General features: G+C 64.9%; 12 protein-coding genes and 1 pseudogene. 7 read left to right on the top strand and 6 right to left on the bottom strand.

The window, feature by feature from the left end; all coding sequences use genetic code 11:
• Window positions 1-69 precede the first annotated feature (69 nt).
• Window positions 70-768 (top strand): MOSC domain-containing protein, encoded by a 699-nt coding sequence (locus tag UB43_RS00185; protein WP_045207239.1) that lies wholly within the window; start codon window positions 70-72, stop codon window positions 766-768.
• A gap of 1 nt (window position 769) precedes the next feature.
• Here UB43_RS00185 and UB43_RS00190 read toward each other — a convergent pair whose 3' ends face one another.
• On the bottom strand, window positions 770-1,720 hold the full coding sequence (locus tag UB43_RS00190) for a DMT family transporter (RefSeq protein WP_045207241.1): 951 nt from the start codon (window positions 1,718-1,720) through the stop codon (window positions 770-772).
• Window positions 1,721-1,819: 99 nt separating this feature from the next.
• Here UB43_RS00190 and UB43_RS00195 point away from each other — a divergent pair.
• Together UB43_RS00195 and UB43_RS00200 are read left to right on the top strand one after the other, a co-directional pair.
• Window positions 1,820-2,791: pseudogene (locus UB43_RS00195) on the top strand (LysR substrate-binding domain-containing protein).
• Between the two features lie 185 nt (window positions 2,792-2,976).
• Window positions 2,977-4,404 (top strand): alkaline phosphatase D family protein, encoded by a 1,428-nt coding sequence (locus tag UB43_RS00200; RefSeq protein ID WP_045207243.1) that lies wholly within the window; start codon window positions 2,977-2,979, stop codon window positions 4,402-4,404.
• 44 nt (window positions 4,405-4,448) lie between these two features.
• Here UB43_RS00200 and UB43_RS00205 read toward each other — a convergent pair whose 3' ends face one another.
• The 5 genes from UB43_RS00205 to UB43_RS00225 form a co-directional block, all read right to left on the bottom strand.
• Window positions 4,449-5,549, bottom strand: coding sequence for an MBL fold metallo-hydrolase (locus UB43_RS00205; protein WP_045207245.1), 1,101 nt, complete (start codon window positions 5,547-5,549; stop codon window positions 4,449-4,451).
• 100 nt (window positions 5,550-5,649) lie between these two features.
• Entirely contained in the window at window positions 5,650-6,132 is a 483-nt protein-coding gene (locus UB43_RS00210) for an HIT family protein (protein WP_045207246.1), read from the bottom strand.
• Window positions 6,133-6,205: 73 nt separating this feature from the next.
• Window positions 6,206-6,895 (bottom strand): class I SAM-dependent methyltransferase, encoded by a 690-nt coding sequence (locus UB43_RS00215; RefSeq protein WP_082085729.1) that lies wholly within the window; start codon window positions 6,893-6,895, stop codon window positions 6,206-6,208.
• Window positions 6,896-6,912: 17 nt separating this feature from the next.
• Window positions 6,913-7,299: a hypothetical protein gene (locus tag UB43_RS00220; RefSeq protein ID WP_045207248.1), complete on the bottom strand. Its 387-nt coding sequence runs from the start codon at window positions 7,297-7,299 to the stop codon at window positions 6,913-6,915.
• Between the two features lie 116 nt (window positions 7,300-7,415).
• A complete protein-coding gene (locus UB43_RS00225) occupies window positions 7,416-7,847 on the bottom strand; it encodes an Rrf2 family transcriptional regulator (protein ID WP_045207251.1) in 432 nt (143 codons plus the stop codon).
• A 141-nt stretch (window positions 7,848-7,988) separates the two neighbouring features.
• Here UB43_RS00225 and UB43_RS00230 point away from each other — a divergent pair, with 141 nt between their 5' ends.
• From UB43_RS00230 to UB43_RS29905, 4 genes are all read left to right on the top strand, one after another.
• Window positions 7,989-8,492: a GNAT family N-acetyltransferase gene (locus tag UB43_RS00230; protein ID WP_045207254.1), complete on the top strand. Its 504-nt coding sequence runs from the start codon at window positions 7,989-7,991 to the stop codon at window positions 8,490-8,492.
• 109 nt (window positions 8,493-8,601) lie between these two features.
• Window positions 8,602-9,045 (top strand): nuclear transport factor 2 family protein, encoded by a 444-nt coding sequence (locus UB43_RS00235; RefSeq protein ID WP_045207256.1) that lies wholly within the window; start codon window positions 8,602-8,604, stop codon window positions 9,043-9,045.
• 58 nt (window positions 9,046-9,103) lie between these two features.
• A complete protein-coding gene (locus UB43_RS00240) occupies window positions 9,104-9,616 on the top strand; it encodes a thioredoxin family protein (RefSeq protein WP_045207258.1) in 513 nt (170 codons plus the stop codon).
• Window positions 9,617-9,715: 99 nt separating this feature from the next.
• Window positions 9,716-9,853 (top strand): hypothetical protein, encoded by a 138-nt coding sequence (locus UB43_RS29905; protein WP_156160309.1) that lies wholly within the window; start codon window positions 9,716-9,718, stop codon window positions 9,851-9,853.
• Window positions 9,854-9,876 lie beyond the last annotated feature (23 nt).

Consider the following 9,876-nt stretch of genomic DNA (forward strand, 5'->3'; position numbering starts at 1 on the left):
CTACCGTCCTGGCGGATTTTGTCCAGGTAGTTTTTGGTCGATACCATTTCCGAACCCGAGAATCCCGTCATGAGCCTGCCCGCCGTTTCCCTCGACGCCCTCCTCACCGGCCGCGCCGTGCCCTTCACCCGCCCCGGTTCGCGCAGCGCCATCGCCAAGCAACCGCGCAAGGACAATCTGAGGGTTAGCGTGCTGGGACTGGAGAGCGACGAGCAAGGCGACCTGCGCGTCCACGGCGGCATCGAAAAAGCCATCCACCACTACCCTCGCGAGCACTATGCGGACTGGTCCGCCGAACTGGGTGAACACCCGCTGCTGGGCCAGCCCGGCGCCTTCGGCGAGAACTTCAGCACCACCGGCTGGACCGAAGCGGACCTCTGCCTGGGCGACCGCATCCGCGCCGGCACGGCACTGCTGGAGGTGTCGCAGGGGCGCATGCCCTGCTGGAAGCTCAACGACCGCTTCGACGTGGCGCAGATGGCCCTACGGGTCCAGGAATCGGGGCGCACCGGCTGGTATTACCGGGTGCTGGAGGAAGGCTCGGTGGCCGCCGGAGCGACACTCGAACTGGTCGAGCGGCCCTATGCCGAATGGTCGCTGGAACGGCTCTCTGCCGTGCTGTTCGACAAGCGTGTGAACGCCGATGTGCTGCGCGAATGCCTGCAACTGCCGTTGCCGCCGAACTGGCGCCGCACCCTGTCGCGGCGCCTGGAAAACGGCGCGGTTGAAGACTGGGCGCCGCGCCTGGAAGGCACGCCGAAGGCCTGACTCAGGACTCCACGGCTCGCGCCGGAACCTCTGCCGGCGCCCGGTGCAGGCCGATGGCCCAGAGTACGCCGACGGTCAGCAGGACAATCGCCAGCGCCTCCACCGGGCCGGGCAACCGCTGCTCGTTGAGGTAGGCATAGGCGCAGGCGAACAGTGTTTCAAAGACGATCAACTGGCCGCCGAGGCTCATTGGCAGGCGGCGCGTTGCGGCGTTCCACAGGCCATTGGCGACCCAGGAGCCGAAGATGGCGAGGAACAGCGAGACCCAGAGGAACACCATCCAGCGCTCCGCGGAAATGCCGCTCGGCACCGCCTGCGGCGCGATCAGCACGCCCACGCCGGCGAGCACCACGGCCATGACGCCGGTGACCACGCCAATCAAGGTCGACCACTCGTGGCTGTTGAAATGGCTGGCCTTCAGGTAGCGCGCGTTGGCGGTGGCGTACCAGGACCAGCAGACCACCGCCGAGAAACCGCAGACGATGCCGAGGATGCGCTCACCTGGCGTGCTGCCGGCGGCCATCAGCGCCGACGGATCGAAGTTGATGCAGAGGATGCCGAGGGCGACCAGCGCCAGCGGCATTTTCATCCGCGACAGCGGCAGCGAGTCCCGCTCCGAACGGCTGCGATAGCTGATCGCCAGCGGCATGATGCCGTTGATCAGCGAGGCCGCCGCCACTCCGGCGAACTGCACCGCCGCCGAGAGCAGCGCGAAGTACAGCAGGTTGCCGGCCAGGGACAGGCGAATCAGCATCGACAGGTCCTCGCGGCTGACCCGGCGCAGCAGGCCGAGGGCCACCGGCAAGGCGATCAGCAGCGAGATGGCGCCATACAGCGCGAAACGCACGGAACTGATCAGCAGCGGGTTGAATTCCGGCACCAGCGACGGCGCGAGGATCACTCCGCCCCAGATTGCGCCTGCCATGCCGGCGTAGACCACCCCGCGTTTCATTTCCCACACCCTCGATACAGCGCCAAAAGAGCCGCCACGGTAGCGGTTGTGGTAGGTTCTGACCAAGGATAAATCCGCACCGAGACATTCCCGCCAGGAATGCCTGAAGCCTTTCACCGGAGAGCCGCCATCAGCCGTTACCTGCGCACCCTGCCGCCCCTGGAAACCCTCATCACCTTCGAGGCCGTGGGCCGCTATGGCAGCTTCACCCAGGCTGCCACCGAGCTGTTCCTCACCCAGAGCGCGGTGAGCAAGCAGATGCGCGCACTGGAAGACAGCCTCAAGGTGCCGCTGTTCGAGCGCAAACCGCGCGGCGTCACCCTCACCGCCGCCGGCGCGGAGTTGCTGACCACCGTGGATATGCTGCTCGAACGCCTGCAACACAGCGTGCGGCGCATCCGCAATGTGCACCAGAGCAACGCCGTGTCGGTGCTGGCGACCCACGCGCTGGCGCAGTTCTGGCTGTTCCCCAAGCTGATCGAGTTCAACAAGGCGCACCCCGGCATCGCCGTGCATGTCCATGCGATCAACGAGATCGACGAAGCCAGCCTGGTGGATTTCGACCTGGGCATCCTCTAGGGCGCCGGCGACTGGACCACGCTGAACAGCCGCTTCGTGCTGCCCGAAGTGGTCTACCCGGTCGCCCGCCCGGACTTCGACGCCTCGCGCATCACCAGCCTCGACCAGCTCGCCACCGCGCCACTGGTGCAACTGGACACCTCGGCCTGGAGCTGCCTGGACTGGCACGACTGGTTCGGCCACTTCGGCAAGGATTACCAGCCGGCGGAGAGCGACCCGGTGTTCAACCAGCTCACCCTCGCCTACCGCGCCGTGCAGCAGGGCATGGGCATTGGCCTGGCCTGGGGCTTCATGGCCGACGAAGCGGTGGCCAACGGCGAGATGCAGCGGGTGACGGACCTGGCCATGGTCACCGAGCGCGGCGAGTACCTGGTGTCCCTGCGCCACCGCCAGCTGTCACCCGCGGCGCAGCTGTTCCATGACTGGTTGCTGGAGTCGGTCACGCTTGCCGGGGAGCAGCGGCCCGCCGCTGAAGCAAACTTTCCTGCCTAATGGCGAATTGCCAGGAAAATTAGGAAAAAACCGGCTATGCCATCTGTTGCGCGCCCTTTTCGCGCGCACCAGCGGCCTCCAGGTCGTGCGCGATATCGGAGCTTTGCGAGCGGTGCCTGTCGAGGCATGACGCTTTCCTGGAGCAGGAAATTCAGGACTCCCACCGACGGAGCGGAGAATCCTTCATGAAACTCAATTTGCCTACAGTGGGCCCGATCGTGGGCTTCACCACAGACAACCAGGCCAGAATATTTCTGCGTGGACTTGATCAGCGCGATGGCGACGGCTTTCGCCGCTGCTTCGCCATAGTCCGTTGCCGAATTGCCGGCAGCCCGACCTGGAGCGCCCCGCTATTCAACAAACTGACGTTCAACTTCGACTTCACCGGCGTCATAGCCCTCCAGGGCCTTGTACCCAACACCACCTATGAGTACCAGGCCTGCTGGTTCTTCGCCGACACCGGACTCGACCGGCTCGCCCTGTTCGACCCCAACATTTTCGAATGGCCGACATCGACCGACGGACCGTACGACAGCTTCACCACCGGGCCCAGTGACCAGGTCACCCAGCGCCACTATGCGGTCGGTTCGTGTCGCTACCTGTTGCGCTTGTTCGAAAAGCAGTTCGGCGAGGAACGCGGCGACAAGCTGTTCAAAAGCATCCTGGATCAACGAGCCAAACAGCCGCTCGATGGCCTGGTGATGATCGGTGATCAAATCTATGCGGACGATCTGAATCTGATCGCTCCCGACACCACCATCGATGAATTTCTGCTGCGGTATCGCTCCGTCTTCAGCCAGCCGTACCTCCGCCAGCTGATGGCCAATCTACCCACCTACATGATCCTCGATGACCACGAGATCGAGGACAACTGGCCGAAGCATGCAGGGAAAGGCTCCGCCACCACCTTGTTCACCCACGCCATGTACGCCTACCAGATCTACCAGTGCAGCCACGGCCCGCTGTTGCGAGCGACGCCGGATGGTCGCATAGACGGGATACCCGATCGCTACTGGTATACCTTCAGCGACGGCTGTGCCGCCTGGTTCGTCATGGACACCCGCACCGAGAGGGTCATCGCCCCCAGGAGCGGCCCTCCCCGCATTATCAGCGAGCGCCAGCTCCAGGCACTGCTCGACTGGCTGTCCGCACCTACGCCCCAGGTCAAGATGGTGGTGACCTCGGTACCGATCTTTCCCGATCTGCGCTCAGACAACGACGACAAGTGGGGCGCATTTCAGCAGCAGCGCCACATCATCCTGGAGCACATCCGCACCAATGCCATCAACAAGGTGGTCTTCGTTTCCGGCGATGTGCACTGCTCATTCGCCGGCAAGCTGGAGCTGCGGGGACAGAAGGCATTCGGCGTGCACTACATCGTGTCCTCGTCGTTCTTCTGGCCGCTCTTCCGCATGCAGGATCATGACTTCGCCTTCGACGTGGATCTCGAAGGTACGCCAGGGCAACAGTACATCCCCAGGCTGCTCTCGGATGACATCTACTCCGACGACAACTACGCGCGGATCTCCGTCTCGCCAACCGAAGTCGAAGTCAATTACTACGATCGCAGAGGCAGTCGGCTGAACAAGAAGAAAATCCAACTGAAGTTCTGACGAACCCGGTGACTCGGTAGCGCGCCTGCCGAGTCACCGGCCGCTCACTCGACACCCGGCAGGGCAATTTCCGTCAACGGTTCGAGCACCTTGTAGCGACTTCCATAACCAGCGCGCCTGATGTTCTCGATGAGCCCGTCGTACCGCAGCAAGGGTATGGTCCGCGCGTGCTGGCCGGGATCGTTGCCGAAAAAGTTTTCCCAGTGCCCAAGCACTACCAGACGCGGCCGTGTAACACGCAACAGGCCTCCAGGGTAGTAGTCCACCTGGTTCCAGCTGGCAGCACAGAGAATTTCCAGGTCAAAGCCCTTGCGATCGGCGAGTACCGGCGGAAAGCCGAACGGCGGCCGCGCGGCGCTGTCCTGGAAGTGGATCCGGTAGACCGGCAGGCCGTCCGGCCCCAGCAGGTCAATGATCCATGCCAGCGTGTGGTGCCCGAGTTTCCAGCCCCGGATATAGGTCGGCGCCTCTTCCAGGTCATTGTCATAGGCGCCCGGCAGAAAGTTGTGCCGCAGTATGTGCCCCGCGTGCATGCTCGCGACGGGCATGGCGCGAATGGTGCCTTTCGGACGTCCGTTGGGCAGCCTCGCCGGATCATCGCCGTCCTGTAACCGTTCGCCGGACGAATAGAACCAGGTGCCACGGTAATCCGGCACTCCGACCGGCGCTATCTGGTCGTCGGCCGGTACGACAATACGTCTGGGATCCACCAGCGGGCGGGGATCCCGATCACTGCGCGAGGCTCGCAGAATGTGCCCGACCGTCTCGGAGCCATAGACCTTGGCATTGGGCGTCTGGATCTGCATGACGCGGGGCACGTCAAGCAGATGGTCGTAATGCGCATGCCCCACCAGCAACATGGTCACGTCCGGAGCCAGAGGCATGTAGCGATCGATCCTGGGCTCATTCGGCCGCACAGTGATCGGCGGCAGGCCGAGCAGGCCCAGCGTGGCGGGATTGCTGAACGAAGGTCCGATCACGAAGCCCTCGCCACGCCAATGCATCAGCCAGCCGCCCACCCCCAGATACTGCAGTTTCGGTTCCGCCAGTCCCGTGTCCCTGGAGACGTACAGCCCCTGAGACTCAGGCGTATGCGTACAGCCCAGCAGAAGTATCAGGGCCAGCGATATGAGCCCAGCACGCATGTCGTTCTCCCCGCGATTTGCGACCTGTCGATGACCGCTGCCGGCCCCTCGGAAGAGCGTAGTTAGCCACGGGGAAAGCTCCAACCCGACCGCGATGCTGCTAGTACAAGACCTCCCGCAATCGCGCGATCACCTGCTCGATCGAAGGCCCCTTCACCACGGGTGGTACGGGCGCTTCGCCGAACTCGCGCCAGACGAACAGGGTCAACTCGGCGCCGTCGGTCTGGGTGGCGGCGTCCTCGACATGGGCGAACTGGGTGAGCGAACGGTAACGCGCATCGGCCCAGAACGCTTCCTCCACCCAGGCGTACACCGGGATGAAATGGAAGTGGATCGGGAGGCCCGGCGAATGGCCGAAGCGGCCGATGTACAGCCATTTGGGTTGCAGCGTCTGTTCGAGGATGCGCTGGACTTTCGCCATCAACACGCCCATTTCCGCCAGCGCGGCTTCCGGCAGGTCGGCCAGGGATGCCACCGGCTGCTTCGAGCCGAGCATCAGGTAACCCGGCAGGGCGGACGCCAGATGGTGGTTGAGCAGCCAGTGCTCGGTCTGGTGGATGATGTGGGTGGCAGGAATCTGCATCGACTGGCGTCCAGCGCAAAACGGGACGCCAGCCTAGCAGACTGCCCCCTGGAGATCGCCCATGCAGGGGCCTTCAGGCGAGCGCGACCCAGCCGCGGAAGGCGAAGCCGACGTAGAAGGCTTCGATGCGGCTGAAACCGGCTTCCCAGAGCAGCGCTTCGTCCTGCTCGGGAGTGAGGATGTTCAGGTGCGCGTCCACGGCGCTGCGAGCCTGCTGCGCGCTGGCCGCCTGCATGCCCGCGCTGACGGCGAACTCGGCATAGCGCGACAGCCAGCGCGCCCGTTCACCGGCCCCCTGCGGCACGCAGAGGTGCGCCATGACGAAGACCGCGCCGGGCCTCAGGCGGGTGTGGATCTCGCGCAGCACGCGCAGGCGTTCTGCCTCGGGCAGGAAGTGCAGGGTCAGCAGACAGGCCCCGCCGTCGAACGGACCCGGCGGTGCGTCTTCGATGTAGCCCTGCAGCAGGTCCGCGCGTGGAGCATTCGGCCCCAGCATCTGCGCCGCCACCGCGAGCATCTCGGCGGAGGGGTCGACGCCGGTGAAGCGCCAGGCTGGCTGGGCCTCGGCAAAGGCCCGCAGCTCCATGCCGCCGCCCGCGCCAAGCACCAGCACGTGGCTGTCGTGCGGTGCCTGCTCTGCCAGCAGGATGGCCGCCATGCGGTGCAGGTCGAACAGGCCGGGGACGAAGCGCGGCGGATTTTCCGCGTAGCGCGCGGCGGCCTCGGGGTCGTGGAATGGTGCCATCAGTTCGGAGTGGTTCATGCAGATTCCCTTGCGTTTCACTCGCTGGCGAACAGCTTCTTCAGCTCCCGCTCGCTCACGGCCTTGGCCATGGCGGTGAGGAATACCTTGAACAGCAGCCCGCAGAACATCGCCGTGAGGGCGATGGTGAAGAAGGTCGCCACCAGCCAGTCGATCGGCGCCCAGCCGCTGGCGATCACTACCGGACGGTAGACCAGGGTGCCGGCGATCACCACCCAGTGGCTGAAGCAGTAGAAGCACTGGAACAGGTGGCCGGCCTGCGGGTGGACTTTCCAGGCCAGCGCGCGCAGGGGTGCGAAAAGTTCGGTCTGGGTAACGGTCATGGACAGGGCCGCGGAGGCGATGGCCAGGGCAAGGCAGGTCCACAGCGCGCCGGCTAGCGGCGAGTTCAAGAGATCGAGCATGGGAGCGGTCCTGGGGATGATGAACAAGGCTTCGAATCTTTCGTTACTTTTAAAGTAACTTGAGTGAGCGCACAGGGTCAACGTCAGTCATCAACCGCTATTTCAGCCGGCCACTCTCAGCGGCCTTTCGGGTAGAGCGCGGTGAAGCGTTCGGCCAGATCGGCCAGGGACACGGCGCCCAGGCGCTCCAGGAGGATGGCCGTGGCCTGCTCCATGGCGTCCTGCAGCGCGTCGTTGACCACCTTTTCCACCAGGCAGTCCGGGTGCACGTTGTCGAAGCCCATGGCGAACAGGCGCTCGCTGCCCACTGCGCGGTAGACGTCCAGCAGCGTCACCTGCCCGAGGTCGCAGTCCAGCGTCCAGCCGCCGCCGTGGCCCTTCTCCGAACGCACGTAGCCGGCCTCGCGCAGGCCGCCCATGGTCCGCCGCACCACGGCCGGGTTGGTGCCGAGCATCCGGGCGATGCGCTCGGAGGTCACGGGCTGGTCGTCGCGGGCCATGTGCAGCAGCACGTGGAGCATGCGCGAGAGGCGGCTGTCGGTTCTCACTGGGGAATCTCGAAGGGAAATGCGACAGCATCATCGCACCCCGCCACTGCGTGGTTCAAACCCGTGCGCCACTGGAATTGCCATGGGAATGGGCGACAATGGCGGTCACGCGCCCTCTTCCGCCTTCCGCGAGCCCTGACCATGAACGATCTTTCCATCCAGCTGGTGCAGACCGGCCCTGAACACCAGGACCTGATCCGCAACCTCTACCAGTACTACGCCTACGAGTCGTCGGACTGGGAAGACGAGGACGTGGAGGTCGACGGCCGCTTCTACATCCACGAGGAGCACCTGGCGCGCTACTGGAGCGAGCCGGAGTGGAGCGCCAACCTGATCCTCGCCGACGGCTTCATCGCCGGCTTCCTGCTGGTGGAAGGCAGCGAGCTGCCGGGCATCGACGCGCTGGAGCTGTCGGACCTGTTCGTGCTGAAGAAGTACCGCCGCATGGGCATCGGCCGCGCGCTGGCCAACCAGGTGCTGCTGGGCAATCCCGGTCCTTGGCTGGTGCGTTTCTACGCCCAGGACGAGGTGGCGGCGGCCTTCTGGAAAGCCGTGTTCGCCGACCTGCCGCGCCCGGTGCAAAGCATCGAGCCGGGGGACGATCCGCAGCTGGTGAGTTACCTGATCAGCCCAGCGACGCACTGAGAGCGCTGTACGCCAGGATCAGTCTTCTGTCATTTCCGATCATTGAGCCAGCTGCCGGACCGGCCGTATCGTCCTGAGTGAACAACAAGAACGCTCAGGAGGAACTCCCGTGACTGCACTGAACCTGCATCCCCAGGCCGCCGCTTCGCTGGCCAGCTGGCACCAGATGGTGGCTGCCAAGAACCTGTCCAACCTGCCGCAACTGCTGGCGCCCAACGCGGTGTTCCGCTCGCCCATGGCGCACTCGCCCTACCCCGGCGCGCCAGTCGTCTCGACCATCCTCAACACCGTGCTGCAGGTGTTCGAGAACTTCACCTACCACCGCGAACTGGCCACCGGCGACGGCCTGAACGTGGTCCTGGAGTTCAGTGCCACGGTCAACGGCAAGGACCTCAAGGGCATCGACATGATCCGCTTCGACGAAGACGGCAAGATCGTCGAGTTCGAGGTGATGGTCCGTCCGCTCAGCGGCCTGCAGGCCCTGGGCGAGGAAATGGGTCGCCGCCTGGCGCCCTACCTGGCCGCAGCCAAGGCGCAGACTGCCAAGAGCTGATTGCCCGCCAGGGGGATTTCTGCTGGGATGAGCCATCACCCGCTTCAAGGAAATCCCCATGGCCTCCTACGAGGAACTCTTCTCCATCGGCGAGGGCTTCGACGCCTTCGTCGCCCACGGCCTGCCCGGCGAAATCGCCGGCGTGCGCAAGGTCCAGCAGTTGCTGGCCGAGCCCGGCACCCTAAGCGCCGACACCCTGCGCCGCATCCAGGCCATCGAAGGCCGCTACCGCCTGCTGATCGCCGGCGAGATGTGGTGCCCGGACTGCCAGATCAACGTCACCGTGATGGACCATCTGCAGCACCTGCAACCGCGCGTGGAGCTGGCCGTGATCACCAAGGGGCGCGCCGAGGACGATCTGCGCGAACGCATGGCGCTGGACCGGATCCTGATTCCTGTCGTCCTGGTGCTGGATAGCGATTTCCAGCCGGTGGGGCGTTTCATCGAGCGGCCACAGGACGTGGTATCGGGTGGCGACGCACTGAAGCCGGCGTACCGCGCGGGCGAGTACCTGGAGAGCACGCTGCGCGACCTGCTGGCGCTGTTCGAAAAGGCCGAGGCGCGCAGCTGATCCAGCTTTGCCTGTAGGAGCGAGCTTGCTCGCGAACAGAGTCATGGACTACGCCGTTTTCAGGCGGTTCGCGAGCANGCTCGCTCCTACAAGAACAGCGTGGAGCCGCGGGATGCACCGAGGGAAATTGGCCCTGGCGGTGATGCGGCGAAGCCGGCCTACCGCGCGGGCGAGTACCTGGGGAGCACGCTGCGCGACCTGCTGGCGCTGTTCGAAAAGGCCGAGGCGCGCGCCTGATCCAGCTTTACCTGTAGGAGCGA

The organism is Pseudomonas sp. 21 (genome assembly GCF_000955805.1).
Classification (GTDB): Bacteria; Pseudomonadota; Gammaproteobacteria; order Pseudomonadales; family Pseudomonadaceae; genus Pseudomonas.

Coding starts and splice junctions, on each gene's coding strand:
- UB43_RS00185 (WP_045207239.1), top strand. CDS start 70: ATGAGCCTGCCCGCCGTTTCCCTCGACGCCCTCCTCACCGGCCGCGCC.
- UB43_RS00190 (WP_045207241.1), bottom strand. CDS start 1,720: ATGAAACGCGGGGTGGTCTACGCCGGCATGGCAGGCGCAATCTGGGGC.
- UB43_RS00200 (WP_045207243.1), top strand. CDS start 2,977: ATGAAACTCAATTTGCCTACAGTGGGCCCGATCGTGGGCTTCACCACA.
- UB43_RS00205 (WP_045207245.1), bottom strand. CDS start 5,549: ATGCGTGCTGGGCTCATATCGCTGGCCCTGATACTTCTGCTGGGCTGT.
- UB43_RS00210 (WP_045207246.1), bottom strand. CDS start 6,132: ATGCAGATTCCTGCCACCCACATCATCCACCAGACCGAGCACTGGCTG.
- UB43_RS00215 (WP_082085729.1), bottom strand. CDS start 6,895: ATGAACCACTCCGAACTGATGGCACCATTCCACGACCCCGAGGCCGCC.
- UB43_RS00220 (WP_045207248.1), bottom strand. CDS start 7,299: ATGCTCGATCTCTTGAACTCGCCGCTAGCCGGCGCGCTGTGGACCTGC.
- UB43_RS00230 (WP_045207254.1), top strand. CDS start 7,989: ATGAACGATCTTTCCATCCAGCTGGTGCAGACCGGCCCTGAACACCAG.
- UB43_RS00240 (WP_045207258.1), top strand. CDS start 9,104: ATGGCCTCCTACGAGGAACTCTTCTCCATCGGCGAGGGCTTCGACGCC.